Genomic DNA, 15,055 nt, shown 5'->3' with positions numbered 1-15,055 from the left:
TTGCATCCGCTAACTCAATCTGACCATTGCCGGAGACTCCTGCTATGGCAAATATTTCTCCCTGGCGTATTTGAAAAGATACGTCATTAACCACCTCAAAACCTGTCTCATTTTTAACCGTAAGGTGATCTACCTTTAATATACATTCTTTAAAATCAGATGGTTTTTTGGGAGGCGTAAAGTTAACTTCCCTCCCTACCATTAATTTTGCCATCTGGCTCGTTGAAATTTCGGAAACGTTAAAAATCCCGGTAAGCTTGCCCCTGCATAATACTGCACACCGGTCTGCCACCTGTTTGATCTCTTCTAGTTTGTGGGTAATCAGAATGATTGTTTTTCCGTCTTCCCGCAGCCCCTTTAATATCTTCATTAAAAATTGAATTTCCTGTGGTGTTAACACTGCTGTAGGTTCATCAAAGATCAGGATTTCCGCCTCCCGGTAAAGCATTTTCAAGATTTCCACACGCTGCCGCACCGATACGTCTGCCGTTTCTATAATTTGCTCCGGATTTACCTTCAGACCGTATTTTTCGGAAATTCCGGCAATTTTTTCACTGGCTTCCTTTTTATTGACAACCGGAATAAACCCCAGCAGATATTTTCTGGGCTCTATTCCCAAAATAATATTTTCTGTGATCGTATAATCGCTTACCAGTTTAAAATGCTGGTGCACCATCCCAATATTCAGCCGGGATGCAAAATTGGGGGAAGAGATCACTTCCCTCTTTCCCCTGACATATATTTCCCCCTCATCAGGTTCATACATTCCAAACAACATGCTCATAAGCGTTGATTTTCCTGCTCCATTCTCACCTAAAAGGGCAAGAATCTCGCCCTTTTTTATTTTGAGGGTTACATTTTCATTAGCTGTAATCCCGGGAAACCTTTTTGTAATATTTTTCATCTCAACGATGTATTCTGATTCCATATTTGTTAATCCTGCTGGCAACGAGCCAAAGCTAAGCTTGCATGGTCCTGGCGGCTGCCTCGAGGGTTAAAACCCCCGCAGCTCGCTGTACTGTAAATTTGATGCCCCATTGTTTGCATCGTGGTCTTTGACGTCAACCCCGGAAAATCATCCGGTGTGATGTTATTAAAATTCGCTGCCGGAATGATCTCGCCACTTTGTATCCCTGCATAAGCTTCATTTAACTTTGCAATAGAATCCTCAGAGAGCTGATTTCTTCCTGCTTCTTTCACATATCCTGTTGAATCAGTATCGGCTTTCATCACGAAATTTCCGCCTTTAAAATTGCCCTTTGCAATGTTTTCCAGCTGTTTCTCTACGTTTTTTCCCATGACTTTTACTGCAGAAGTGAGTACTATATTTTCACTTCCCTTTGCACCCAGATCATACTGATCCGTGTCGCAGCCTATAACTTTTACATCATTTGCTTCTTTTGCTGCCGTAAAAACGCCCGTTCCGGAATCTCCGGCAACTACAAAGAGAATGTCACATCCTTCTTTAATCAATGCATTTCCAATCACTTTTCCGGTAGCCTGGTCAGCAAAACTGCCGATATAATTTCCGCCTACAGCCTGATTGGTCACATCTGTTCCGGAATAAGAGGGGAGCTCCACCAGTTCCACACCGGTATTATATTGCTGGTTTGCATAGTTTACACCTGATTCAAATCCATACTGATAATTCACATTAGACGGATAAGCGATCCCGCCTATAAATGCAGCCTTCTTCGTTTTGGATTCCAAAGCCGCTGCCATTCCAGCCATAAATCCGCTTTCCTGTTCTGCAAATGTCATGGCACAGATATTTGGAAGATCTGCTTCACTGCCGTCTTCATATGCCGGATTGGAATCAACGAGAATAAAGTTTACATCAGGATTGTCTTTGGCCGTTTCTGCAATCTGGGAAAATTGAAACCCGCAGCAGACAACTACATCATAGTCCGGGGCAATATCCGCAACAGCGGTGACTGCAGCTGCGCTGTCCCCGGAAGACTCCTGAACCGGCTTTACTGCAGAATCCGGATATTTTTCAATAAATGACTGGATGCCGCTGTAGATATTTTGATTAAATGTTCCGTCATCCACCCCGGATCCACTTGTAACAATTGCAATTTTCAGCGCACTGTTTCCGTCTGACTTATTTTCATCTGTTCCATTTGCTGCGGATCCATCCGACTCTTTTGCTCCCGAGTCATTGCCCGTTGGCTCTTTTCCATCCGACTCTATTGCTGCGGATTCATTGCCCGCTGTCTCTTTTGCCTCCGTCTGCTTTGTGTTCTCAGTATTATTATTGCTTGCGCATCCCGCAAGACCGCATCCTAATATGCAAATGCAAAGAAATACAGATAGTAATTTTTTCATAGTAACCCTCCTAACCAGAATCTGCAGTATCTATATTGATGCTGCTCTTTTCGATTAGTGTTCCTCACTATCTGATTTCTTATACTTTAAAATCGCTGACCGCAGCGTGTTTTGAAATTGCGCTCTGATATCTGCACGTACTGGTTATGAAATTCAGGTTCTACATACGTTTAATCGCTTCTGTCACCAACTGTTTGAAAAGCGGTGCCACACGGTCAGCCGTCTCCTGAACCTCACTATGGCTCAGCGGTGTCTCTGTCATACCGCATCCCAGATTGGATATACAGGAAATACCGCAGATCTTCATTCCCATGTGATTCGCAGCAATTGCTTCACAGGCTGTACTCATTCCAACCGCATCCGCTCCCAGAATCCGGCACATTTTCACTTCCTGGGGGGATTCAAAATTAGGTCCCGATAATTGGATGTATACCCCTTCTTTTAAGTCAATGCCCAGATCTTTTGCAGTATTGCGCAGGATATCCTGAAGCTTGTGATCATAGATCTGGCTCATGTCACAGAATCTGGGACCCAGTTCATCGATGTTCGGTCCTATCAGCGGTGATGGAACAAAATCGGATATCTGATCGGTGATCATCATAAAGTCACCGGCTTTAAAATCATAATTGACGCCGCCTGCCGCATTTGTTAAAAACAGGATCTCTGCTCCCATCATCTTCATCAGTCTCGCCGGAAGCACCACATCTGTCATGGGGTACCCCTCATAATAATGGACTCTGCCCTGCATGGCAACAACCGGTACTTCTCCCACATATCCGAAGATAAACCTGCCCTGATGCCCCTGCACCGTGGATACCGGGAACCCTTCTATGTCATGGTAATCCAGAACTGCTTCCACCTGGATTTCATCTGCATATCCTCCCAGTCCCGAACCAAGAACCAAGGCTGCCCTGGGTGTGAAATTTATTTTCTGGCGAAAACTTTCGTAACATTTTAACAATTTTTCATATACTGGATTCATGTTGTTTCCTCCTTGTTCAATTATTGCTTATCATTCACAGGTTATAAAGGTGTGTATGCCTTTGTTTCTATAATAAGTTTTACCGGAGGAAAAGTCAATTGACATAAACGATCAGGTTAACGCATAGGCAATCTAAAACGGCAGATACTTCCACCCAATCTTATACTCACTCTTCTTCCATGAAAATAAACTGTCATACTCATCTTCCGTCAGCACGTTTTTAAGCTCTTCTTTTTCATCCTCCGGTACCACTGCATGTATGGAATCGATAAAGCAGAGGTTTGGATACAGTACACACCACCAGTTTTTCCCTTCTGCTTCTCCGATCTGTATGCGCAGCGCCTCATAATCTCCTGCCGGAAATGTAATATCACCATAGGATTTCATTGGGAAATAGCACCAGGTAAGGCTGGCTTTAGCAGGATATGCATAGCCTTCCCTCTTTATGATTTCCACTGCTTTATTTTGGATTTTATCCATGTTTTCTTTGATACAGGTTCTTGTGGCGTCGATGGAATGGGCATCTTTTAAAATTGTTTCCATGTATGCCACCACTTCATTTTTCACCTTCATTTTAAGTGCCTGATCTTCATCGGTATCACTGTTTGCAATGACATGAAAACGTATGATTTCATCTGCAATTCCCTTCTGCAGAGATGTTTCCTGGGTCATTCTTCCCACGAGAAACATACAGATCAGAATACCTGCCCCAATTCCCAGACCTCCGATTACAAGATACCACTTTTGATAAAAACAATTTATTATATTCATAATTTTATGTACCCTCCTGTTTATTTATTGTTCCAATGAATCGCCTATGGCGATGGGACTAACCAGAGCGTGTTTGACAAATGCTTTGGTACAATAAAAGTATTCACAGGTTTGAGGGTTTTAAACAAGGTTATCCACATTATTTTTGAGTTGTATATTCTCCGTCTGCTACCGGTTTATCTTTTTTCAGGTGGACCTGTGGAATAGTGACTTTTTCTTCATTGTTATGCCAGAAATTCAATAAATCTCCCAGTGTCTTACCTATGCCCTTTTTATCCGGGTTGTTTTTAATAAGATCCTGCAGATAGGTTCCCAGCGAATCCACAGAAGAGGCGGTTTTGGTAACCAGGCTTTCTTCTCCTTCATCGTCATATACAAATATGGAAATGCTTCTTGCAAAAGTAGGATGATTTTCAAAATAAGTCAGCATTTCCTTTCTGGTTTCCGGGTCTTCCAGCATTTCGGGTCCCAGGATAATTGCCTTTGTATGTCCGGAGTCAATATATTTATCTACATAGGACGCATAATCTTTCGCTGCATCCTCAATGGTTTTCCCGGTGGCACTCTCTTCTTTCGTATCCTTTTCTTCCTGCTCGGTTTCTTCTTCTCCGCCCTTTTTCTGTCCGGTTTCTTCTCCCATATTCGGCAGGGCATATTCGATCCGGAAACCTTCTTCTTCCTTATGCACTTCCACAGCCAACGGGAAATAACGGTCTTCCAGTTCTCTTTTGGTACACCCGGACAGGCAGAGCAGTAATGCTGCCATAGCGATTGTCACAAATAATTTTCTCAATTACTGCGCCTCCTTTTCTCCCACTCCAGTATTGCACAGATCACGGTAAATCCTGCCATAATCGGTATCAGAAGATAACAGTTTACGGTTAAAAAGAGTTTTTGGGCGATATCTACATTTTTGCACCAGAGAACACCTGCAGCGCTAAGCAGCAGCATGAAAAGGTGGTTCTGTTTTTCTTCCGGCTGCTTAAACATCTCTTTAAAAATCAGATTTAAATAGAAGATTCCCGTACTTGCTGCTACAAAAAAGCTCATGAGAAGCAGCGCTAAAAAGATCGTATCAAACCGCTGCAGAAAGCCTCCCGGAATATCGACATTACTTGTCAGAGTAACAACCGGCCACCTTAACGCCTTCATTCCCTGATCCCCAAACGAACCGATGCCGATAACTATTGCCGCTCCGACGCCGATTGCCGTCACCATCAGCCCCTTTAAGGTAGTCCTCAGACGCAATCCGCTTTTTTGTATAAAGGGTGCCTCAAACAGAATCAGGCTCACTCCTCCAAATGCGGCAAATACCTGAAAACTCTGCTTCATTGTTACTGCATCAAAGGCAGCTGCCTCATAAGTAAAATATTCACTCTTAATGCCGGTGGATGCTATCACCAGAAGTATGAGAAGCGGTATCAGCACAAAGGGATAAAGCACTTCTGCGATGCGTCCCCGCCGCTCTTTGGGATCCATGGAAGCATAGAATCCGCCCAGCAGCATTAGCATACATGGAATATTTTCATTCAGTTCCGGAAGCATATACTGCCTGGTGACGGCACCGAATACCCGGGTGATGTAAAGCAGATTCACATACATATAGCTCCAGTAGACCAGACACAGCGCAAATGATGCTGCCCTTCCCATTCGGAGTTCCACATAACCGCCAAAGCTCCTGGTAATATAACGGCTTAGATAACAGACAATGCAGGTATATACTGCCGTAATCCCAACTCCCAGAATCAGGCTTAATATTAAATCTTTTCCGCTTGACTGCACAATAAACCGGGGCAGTAATAAGCTTATTTTACCAATCCAGTCCATGACTAAAAGCCTTTTCAATTGTCGTACCGAAATTTTCTGGTTATTGGAAAACATGAGCATTTCCTTTCTTTATCACTTTATTTTTAACCGGGTTCTGGACTGCCTCCTGGCAAAGACCGGGCGGCTTTTCAGTCTGTCTAAGGGTGCCCGCACCAGTGCATCCTTCTTATCCCTGCCCTGGTTGACATCTGCTGCCACAAAAGGCATGAGATATGGGATATTATAACTTTTCAGCGCACTCAGGTGTGTTAACAGGACAAACCAGCCTAACACCAGCCCCAGTATGCCAAAAAAAGCACATCCCAGAATCATGGCGTATTTAATCAGCCGCAGAGCTTCTGAAAGTTCTTCATTGGGAATGGAAAAGGAACTGAGTGCGGTCAACGCCACAATCACAACAACGATGGGGCTTACCAGGTTCGCACTGACTGCAGCCTGTCCGATAATCAGTCCGCCTACGATACCAATTGTATTTCCAATCGGTCCCGGCATCCTCACCCCCGCCTCACGCAGCAGTTCAAAGGATAATTCCAGAAGAAGCACCTCAATTACACTGGGAAACGGCACCCCCTGTCTTGCCTCCGCCAGAGAAAGAATCAGGTTCGTGGGAAGTATCTGGGTATGGTAATTGGTAACTGCCACATACAGCCCCGGCAGGGAAACCGCCAGAAACGCCGCAACAAAACGAATAATTCTCAAAAAAGAAACAATTCCAAAATGACGGTAATAGTCATCACTTGTCTGGAAAAAGCTATTTATGGTTGTAGGCAGAATTAATGCCTCGGGAGAATTATCGCTGAGGAGCACGACCCTTCCATCCAAAACTGCCATGGCTGCTTTATCCGGGCGTTCCGTTGTCTGATACTGGGGAAATGGCGAATACCAGGTATCTTCCGTCAGCTGTTCGATTACACCGCTGTCCATAATCCCGTCGATTTCAAAAGAATCCAGCTTTTGTTCCATAGCTTCCAGTAAATCGGGATAGACCAGCCCATCCATATAGATAATGGCTGTCATGGTATTGGAACGCCTTCCAATGGGACGCTCTTTGATCTTCATCGTGGTATCCCGGACACGTTTACGCACCAGTGCCGCATTTAATTTAACGGATTCTGTAAATGCCTCTTTGGAACCCCTCAGAACTTTTTCGGACTCGGATTTGGATACGCCCATCCCCGGATATCCTTTGCTGCTCACCTTCAGGGCTTTATCATATCCATCGATAAAGAAAATGGCATTTCCTGCCAGCATGGCTGCCATTGCCTCTTCCATGGTTGCAAGTTCTTTTGCGTCGGTTATTCCCAGTCCGTCTTCATTTACCGTGCGCCGGATTTCTTCCGGTGACATTTCCTGCATCTGAATTAACAAACGTCCAATCATGGATTCTTCCAGAAGCATATTGCTTACCGCTACTTCGATAAATACCGCAAGGCAGTCTACCTTCGGCGGAAGCCCCAACCGCATGGGACGGATGATAATATCATCACAATTTTCACACCAGGCTTTTATCTTCGCTTCATTATCCGATAGACGTGTGGAAACATTATCACTCATATTTAGCCTCCTATCTTAACCTCAACCAAAGTGTGCCAGAAAATATTCCTGAAAATACGCTTCACACACTTACTCAGCGCCTGATGTAGTGCAACGCAACACAACGCTGTAAGGCCACAAAAAAAGGATAAGAAGATTCTTATCCTTTTAGGTGTAGCATATGTAATTATTTACATTTTATTCTTTTTCATGAAGACTATTGATAATTGATTCTTTCTGGTTTTCAATGTGGATATGAATCGCATTGCCCGCTTTTTCTTTATCATGCTTTTTCAGAGCACGGCGGATTGCATCATGCTCCTCCAGAAGATTCTTATGCATGGAACGGTCTTTCAGGTATTCCATACGGTAGCGGTACATCTGCTCCCTAAGATTGCTTAAGATCTGCAGCAATCTGCGGTTATTCGTTGCATCGTAAATAATTTCATGAAAATGCATATCAGCCTTGACACAATCAATAATATCTGTTCCATCCAATGAGCGCTTAAAATCATTTGCCGCTTTTTTAAGCTCGATCAGCTGCTCGTCCGTGATATGGTCACAGGCATCTTTCACTGCCAGTTCTTCCAGCGCACATCGTACTTCCAGAACGTCTTCCAGATCCCGGATGGTTATCTGGGCTACTTCGGCGCCTTTTCTTGGAATCATCAGAACCAGTCCCTCTAATTCCAGCTTTCGAATAGCTTCCCTTACCGGAGTACGGCTTACCCCCAGTCTCTGTGCAAGCTGAATTTCCATCAGGCGTTCGCCCGGCTTTAATTCACCTTTTAAAATTGCATTTCTAAGCGTATTAAAAACCACATCCCGCAGTGGCAGATATTCATTCATATCTATGTGAAAATTTTCATTCATTGGTAGACCTCCATACCTATCCTGTTGTGTATCCATAACATCTCTTCTGTGACTATTTTACCGGATTATTAAAAATACCGGTCAGGTAAACCTGCTTTGCAAGCTCCCCTTCATATAATACGTCATAAGCTTTTTTCGCTGCTTTCTTATCATCAAAGATTCCAAAAACAGTTGGACCGCTTCCGCTCATCATGGCATTTAACGCTCCATGTTCCAACATTATATTTTTAATATCCGCTATGATGGGATATTGCGGAACCGTAACCGTTTCCAGAACATTTTTCATAAGAGCCGCCGCTTTTTTCAGATCGCCAGCCTCTAATGCCCGAATCTGCCCGTCGATATCCGGATGGTCCGCGATCTCACCCGCATCCAGCGTCGTATAAACAAATTTCGTAGACACATGCACACCAGGCTTGGCAATCAATATATGACATGCGGGCATCGGCGGCAGGGTGGTCAGATTTTCCCCAATTCCTTCCGCCAGTGCTGTCCCCCGCATGATGCAATACGGTACATCCGCACCTATCTTCACCCCGCGTTCCATCAGCTCTTCCTTGGTAAGCCCCAGTTTAAACAAACGGTTCACGCCTACCATTACAGCCGCCGCATCAGAACTGCCGCCCGCCATTCCTGCCGCTACAGGAATGAATTTTTTCAAATTAATAGACAACCCTTTTTTTATCCCAAATTCATCCATCAGAAGTTTCGCTGCTTTATACACCAGATTATCTTCGTTTACCGGAAGATAATACAGATTTGTCTTAACTTTAATTCCTGGTTTCTGTCGCTCTGAGATCCGGATTTGGTCATACAGATGAATTGTCTGCATAATCATTCGTACTTCATGGTATCCGTCTTCTCTTTTCCGTACCACATCAAGGCCCAAATTTATCTTTGCAAGAGCCTTTAATTTCATCTCTCTCATCGTGTACCCCCGTTGCACTTTGTATACAATTATTTCGATTAGCAATATTGTATCTCATTTCATACACAAAAGTCAATGGTAAATCACTAAAATTCAACAAAATTTCCTAAGACTTAACAATTTTTGTCAAAACATCAACCCAAATTCTCAACTGCCTTCATAACCAGCAGACATGTACCCGGGGAAACCTCTTCCTCTTCAATTTCGTTTAACTCCCGGATACGCTCCGGAGTGGTATAATATTGTTTTGCAATGCTCCACAGACTGTCATCCGGCTGCACAATATATCCTACAATGCCCGGCAGCTCCTGAAGCTTCTTCATATCTAAATCGTGTTCTTCCACATCAATAATGCACTGTTCTTTGTGTACACGGATCACCATTGCATTGAGGTTTACGCATACCTTTACTTCCAGCTCTTCACTGTCAATCATGGTGGTGGACAGCTGTTCCAGCTCGCTTTGCAGCGTAAACCGGCAGTCATTATCAATCTCCGGCACTTCTATCACGTGTTGGAATGGCACAGCGCCTTCCATCAGGGCATATGGCAGCGTGTCATCCGATGTAATATACAAAATGGTTATAAACACGGCACCTTCCACTTTTATTCCGTTTTCTGTTACACTGGTGTCATCAATTTTGACTTCACCCTGGCTGTGGCAGATCTGAAGCATCCTTGGCTGGCTGCTTTCCATTCGCATCCGGTCACTTGCCCTGCATTTGGAGAAGTTCTTTACTACCAGGCTTTCACATACCTGTTCCATCGTTACCGGAATCAGATCCTTCACCGGGGTGTAAACGTCTTCCAGAATCTGTACCTTTTCCTCTTCATAGAGACGGATATCCAGATCCAGAACCACATCTACCTGAACCAGGCGCTCTTCTCCGTCATAATCAGGCCTTACCTCCAGATTTGCCGAAGCCAGGGAAACTTCCACATTGGCAAGCATATTCTGGGCACATCCCGGACAGTCTACCGTTCCCTGGAAAGGCAGCACGGTTTCCAGCCATTGTTTTGTACCATTTTCGTCATCTCCTGCGTAAAGCACAAAGATGAAGAGTTCTCCTTTAATATCCAGCTGACCGTCTAAAACACGGATGTCCGTTCCCCGAAGCTGGACATTTTCCCAGAGCATTTCCTGGATATTCGGCTTGTTGGACGGAATGGCAATTTCATCTTTTACCCTTAAAATATCTTTTTTCTGAACTGATAACTGCAGCAGTTCCAGGTTCTTGGACTTTGTACTAATATCACCCAGCCCGTGAATCTCCACAGCAGCCTGTGCATCATACAGCTCCTCCACAGATGCATTGAAGGAAAGAAGCGACTTCATACTCAGCTTCCTGGAATTGATCAGGGATACGGAGATATCCTCTACATCCCATTTCAGGCAGATATTGTCTCCCGGCTCCACGCCGTCCAGATTCATCTGCTCTTCAAACGGAATCTTGGATTCCAGCCTATGTATCTGTCTGTCCGGCGTATCTGCCACATACAGTACCCAAACCTCCAGTGCCCCCGTTAACAGCACATGGTCCGTACTTACCTTCATATCATCTAATTTGATATTTGCTTTCTTTTGTATCAGTTTTCCCACATCCGGCTTGCTGTCAGATACGTTGTAGTCTTCCTCCAGGGTTACCTGGCTGGATGCTCTGCTTTTTTCATGATTCATATGAATATTCTTTTTTAATAATTCCACAAAAAATCCCTCCCAGCATGGTCTCTTATAATTTTATGCCGGGAGGGTGTAAATTATGTGGAAGGCTTTGTCTTTTTATTCAAAAGTAACGGAACCCTCCATATATGGAATTTTAATAACTACAAATGGATATGACGGTTCCTGCTGGATCGTCTTCTCATGTGACGGACCGATCAGGCTGGTATGTACCATAATACCGTCCTCCGTCAAATAGCACTCATCCACCTGAATGCTGTAGCCGCCTGTTTTCTGTTCTCCGTAACCGCGGATCATATACAGGTATTTGTCGCTTTGATAGGTCATCTTTATTTCTGACTTCTTGTTCTCTTCGATTGCCTGTGCCAGTTCTTCCGGGATTTCTTCCGGGCTTACTACGGTAAAATCCAGATCCTTTACTTTTCCCTTATCGCTGTCATCATTGGTACCGCAGCCTCCTGCAAGGCATAGTGTCAGCAGAAAACAGATACTGATGGTAATGGATTTGATTCTTTTCACTTGCTCTCCTATCGTTTCTTTGCCTTATTATTCATATCTTATGCAGGATGAGCAAGGGAACATTCATATTATTCCATATTCTTCCAAAACTTTTGGTTCCATGTGTCGGCAATTTCTCTTTTGGGAAAGGTATATCCATCTAATGAAGTAACCGGCATGATGCCCATCAGGGAATTTGTCAGAAAGCATTCTTCATAACCGGAGATCTCCCGGGGCAGAATTACCGTTTCCACAATGTTTTCCGTTTCCAGCAAATAGCCTCTTATAATACCAGGCAGCAGTCCGCAGGATAATTCAGGTGTATAAACAACATGATCTTTTACGAAAAAAATGTTACTGGATGTTCCTTCACAGATTTCTCCTTTGCTGTTGCAGAAAACAAACTCATCATAACCATCTTCTAAGGCTTTCCTTTTCTCCAGAATACAGTCCCCATAATTCAAAGTTTTATGATAGGTAAGGGAAGATGTCTCATTTCGTATTACCCTGCTGAACATTCCACGAAAGCCCTTATGAAACTGTTGGGCACCATAGGGATTTTGCCTGTGGGTCAGGATCATATTTTCATCCGATACCGCTATCTTCATCACCCCGTGTGCCATCGGATGCTGTTCCAGATATCTTGCAATCTGCGCTTTATCTGCGTCCATCTTCAAATTGAATTCGCGGATTCCCCTTTCCAGACGTTGCAAATGTTCCTCAAGGAGCACTGCCTTTCCATTTTCTACGGCTATCGTCTCAAACACGCCAAGACCAAACCAGTATCCTTCATCTAATCTGATATCCATATTTTACTCCGCCCATATTTTCTCTTATATTAAAAATCTATCTGCACATTCATCTGCAAACTTCATATACAAACTTTCTTTTCCACGAAGATGCAGGCTGCTTACCTGATCAATAAATCCTCCAGCATTTTTACGGTGTCCACAATCTGATCTGCTCCACAGCCATCCAGCTCTTCCCTGGAACCATACCCAAACAAGACCCCTATGCTGTCCAGACCGCATTTTTTTGCGCCGATGATATCGTGTTCCCTGTCTCCAATCATCACAGCCTGTTCATTGTCTGTTATTTGATTCTGTTCCAGGGCATAGCTGATTACTTCCTCTTTTTTTGTACGCCTGCCATCCATTTCGCTTCCCTGCACATCCGCAAAGTACTGGTTCAGCTCAAAACGCTCCAGAATCCGCTTTGCGTAAACAGTGGGTTTTGAGGTTGCCACGATCAGTATTTTCCCCTGATCGTTTAAACGCTGCAGCATCTGAGGAATGCCGGGATAAACTTTATTTTCAAATATGCCGTCTTCGTTAAAGTATTCTCTGTATTTCCATACGGCTTCTTCTGCCCGGTCTTCTGCAAATCCGTAATACTCCATAAAAGAATCTTTCAGCGGCGGACCTATGAATTTATTTAAAGTTGACCTGTCCTCCACATGGATTCCATATTGTTCCAAAGCATACGCTACGGAATTAGTAATGCCTTCCTGAGGATCTGTCAACGTACCGTCCAGATCAAACAGCATATATTTTTTATCCATATTAACCCTTTCTGCGCTGCATTAGAGCGTGTTTTAAACAGTCTCTAATGCCTCCAGTACTGCTTTTGCCTTTTGCAGCGTCTCTTCATATTCAAATTCCAGTTCCGATTCGTAGGTAATTCCACCCCCCACACCTAAATGGTAGACGCCATCCTTGTGCACGGCAGTCCGAATCACAATATTAAAATCACAGTCTCCGTCCAACGTCAGATAACCGATGGAACCGGTATACAGGCCCCGCCTGCCATGTTCCAGCTCGTCTATGATCTCCATGGCACGAAGTTTGGGCGCTCCGGTGATGGAACCTCCCGGAAATGCCGCTTCTATTAAATCCATCACTGTCATTCCAGGCTTTAAATCTCCTGTGATATTGGAGACCAGATGGAAGACAGTGGCATATTCTTCCACGGTAAAGAGCTCCGTTACCTGTACGCTTCCGTGTCTGCACACCCGGTTTAAATCATTCCGCTCCAGATCCACAATCATCAGCAGCTCACTTTTATCCTTTTCTGAAGCCGCCAGCTCTTCCTTCAGCATCCGATCCTCTTCGGGTGTACTTCCCCTTTTTCTGGTGCCTTTAATGGGTCTGGTTTCCACATACCCTTTTTTCATTTGCAAAAACCGCTCCGGAGATGCGCAGATCACCTGAAAATCACCATAATTCAGATATCCGCCAAAAGGAGCAGGATTGTTCCCCCGCAGCTTACGAAATACTTCATAAGGGGATTTACCGCTTTTTATGGTCAGCCGCTGGGTCATATTCGCAATATAGATATCACCTTCGATAATATATCTTATCATATCATCAATTGCTTTTAAATACTCTTCTTTTTGAAAATTAGGAATGACCTCTATCGCTTTTTTCTCTCCTGTGGCACGTTCGATACGTATGCCATTAAAAATAGATTTCTTCAGTTCTTCCAAACGAATGCTGCTGTCTTTTAATTTCCCATTTGCTGCCAGCGTGACTTCCTTTTTCTCATGATCTTCTATAATAAATACATCATAAAAATTCAAAATGCAGTCCGGGATATCGGTTTCCATGGGATCTTTTGCCTTAACCCCTTCTTTTTTTCTTCCGTAATCGTATGAAAAATAACCAATTGCCCCAGATATAATCGGAAGTCCTGTTGTATTTTCTTCTCTGTTTTCCCTGAGATAATTCCTCATAAATTGTTCGAAGGTAACATCGGATGGCTTTCCATTTACCGTAAAAGCTTCTCCCTTCACCAGCTTCAGATAGGGATACAGCCCGATAATAGAATATCTGCCAAGCTTATTTTGCAGGGAGGAATCCAGGAATACTGTATCCGTTTCATTTTGAAATACCCCATGAATATCCTGAATGGGAATATAAGGTTCTAATTTCTGGATTTTCCTAAGCATTTCTGTACCCCCAGTCCTTGCTGATATTTACAAAATTGCCTAAAAGTTCATGTCCGTAATCGGTCAGCACTGCCTCCGGATGAAACTGAACGCCATAAACTGGCGCCTTTCTATGGGAAATTGCCATTATATCCCCATCCTCTGTCCAGGCATCCACCTGAAAATCAGGAGATAGCGTTCCCTTATCTATTACCAGGGAATGGTATCTGGTTACCCCATATTCCCTGGGCAGCCCACGAAAAATCCCTTTCCCGCTGTGGCGGATTTTCGTAACCTTTCCGTGCATGGGTCGTTTGCCTTTTACAATATCCGCACCAAAAGAATAGCCTATCACCTGGTGGCCAAGGCATACACCTAATATTGGAATCTCATTTATGAATTTCTGAACAATTTCATTGGATAAACCCGCTGACTTGGGGTTCTTCGGACCCGGTGAAATGACAATTCCCTCCGGTTTCATACCGGCAAGTTCCTCTATATTCACCTTATCATTTCGCACTACCAGAATTTCCTGACCCAGCTCTTCAAAATAAGCTGACAGATTGTACACAAAAGAATCATAATTATCAATACATAAAAACATAGACCTCTCCTCACTTTCGTTTTTGAAAGCAAGTCGTTATCCTGGAGCTTGTTTGAAAATTGTTTTCTGTCAGGAATGAATTTTCAAACAAGCTCAAAAGGTCCGT

The 15,055-nt window shown here is 43.8% G+C and carries 15 protein-coding genes; all 15 read right to left on the bottom strand.

What is annotated here, in order from left to right:
• Positions 1-928: ABC transporter ATP-binding protein (locus ACH2DQ_RS22755; RefSeq protein ID WP_395028446.1), on the bottom strand; the 928-nt coding region annotated here is incomplete at its 3' end.
• A gap of 5 nt (positions 929-933) precedes the next feature.
• On the bottom strand, positions 934-2,328 hold the full coding sequence (locus ACH2DQ_RS22750) for a BMP family protein (protein WP_394915944.1): 1,395 nt from the start codon (positions 2,326-2,328) through the stop codon (positions 934-936).
• Positions 2,329-2,488: 160 nt separating this feature from the next.
• Complete coding sequence (locus ACH2DQ_RS22745; protein WP_394915945.1) at positions 2,489-3,310, bottom strand: purine-nucleoside phosphorylase; 822 nt, start codon at positions 3,308-3,310, stop codon at positions 2,489-2,491.
• A gap of 132 nt (positions 3,311-3,442) precedes the next feature.
• Complete coding sequence (gene spoIIR, locus ACH2DQ_RS22740) at positions 3,443-4,081, bottom strand: stage II sporulation protein R (RefSeq protein WP_394915946.1); 639 nt, start codon at positions 4,079-4,081, stop codon at positions 3,443-3,445.
• Between the two features lie 139 nt (positions 4,082-4,220).
• Complete coding sequence (locus ACH2DQ_RS22735; protein WP_394915947.1) at positions 4,221-4,874, bottom strand: hypothetical protein; 654 nt, start codon at positions 4,872-4,874, stop codon at positions 4,221-4,223.
• Positions 4,871-5,962 (bottom strand): GerAB/ArcD/ProY family transporter, encoded by a 1,092-nt coding sequence (locus tag ACH2DQ_RS22730; protein ID WP_394915948.1) that lies wholly within the window; start codon positions 5,960-5,962, stop codon positions 4,871-4,873. Before ACH2DQ_RS22730 ends, ACH2DQ_RS22735 begins: the two co-directional genes overlap by 4 nt.
• 18 nt (positions 5,963-5,980) lie before the next feature.
• Positions 5,981-7,462 (bottom strand): spore germination protein, encoded by a 1,482-nt coding sequence (locus ACH2DQ_RS22725; RefSeq protein ID WP_394915949.1) that lies wholly within the window; start codon positions 7,460-7,462, stop codon positions 5,981-5,983.
• Between the two features lie 177 nt (positions 7,463-7,639).
• A complete protein-coding gene (locus tag ACH2DQ_RS22720) occupies positions 7,640-8,314 on the bottom strand; it encodes a GntR family transcriptional regulator (RefSeq protein WP_394915950.1) in 675 nt (224 codons plus the stop codon).
• Between the two features lie 52 nt (positions 8,315-8,366).
• On the bottom strand, positions 8,367-9,242 hold the full coding sequence (gene ispE, locus ACH2DQ_RS22715; protein ID WP_394915951.1) for a 4-(cytidine 5'-diphospho)-2-C-methyl-D-erythritol kinase: 876 nt from the start codon (positions 9,240-9,242) through the stop codon (positions 8,367-8,369).
• Positions 9,243-9,376: 134 nt separating this feature from the next.
• Positions 9,377-10,945, bottom strand: a complete 1,569-nt coding sequence (locus ACH2DQ_RS22710; RefSeq protein WP_394915952.1) for an SPOCS domain-containing protein — start codon at positions 10,943-10,945, stop codon at positions 9,377-9,379.
• Between the two features lie 75 nt (positions 10,946-11,020).
• Complete coding sequence (locus ACH2DQ_RS22705) at positions 11,021-11,440, bottom strand: protease complex subunit PrcB family protein (RefSeq protein WP_394915953.1); 420 nt, start codon at positions 11,438-11,440, stop codon at positions 11,021-11,023.
• A 68-nt stretch (positions 11,441-11,508) separates the two neighbouring features.
• Complete coding sequence (locus ACH2DQ_RS22700; protein WP_394915954.1) at positions 11,509-12,228, bottom strand: aminotransferase class IV; 720 nt, start codon at positions 12,226-12,228, stop codon at positions 11,509-11,511.
• A gap of 101 nt (positions 12,229-12,329) precedes the next feature.
• Positions 12,330-12,980, bottom strand: coding sequence for an HAD family hydrolase (locus tag ACH2DQ_RS22695; protein ID WP_394915955.1), 651 nt, complete (start codon positions 12,978-12,980; stop codon positions 12,330-12,332).
• 33 nt (positions 12,981-13,013) lie between these two features.
• Positions 13,014-14,366: an aminodeoxychorismate synthase component I gene (gene pabB / locus ACH2DQ_RS22690; protein ID WP_394915956.1), complete on the bottom strand. Its 1,353-nt coding sequence runs from the start codon at positions 14,364-14,366 to the stop codon at positions 13,014-13,016.
• Positions 14,359-14,949 carry an anthranilate synthase component II gene (locus ACH2DQ_RS22685; protein WP_394915957.1) on the bottom strand — a complete coding sequence of 197 codons (591 nt, stop codon included), beginning with the start codon at positions 14,947-14,949 and terminating at the stop codon, positions 14,359-14,361. Before ACH2DQ_RS22685 ends, pabB begins: the two co-directional genes overlap by 8 nt.
• Positions 14,950-15,055: the final 106 nt, after the last annotated feature.

This window comes from Robinsoniella sp., assembly GCF_034124845.1.
This window is presented reverse-complemented; position numbering and strand designations above follow the sequence as displayed.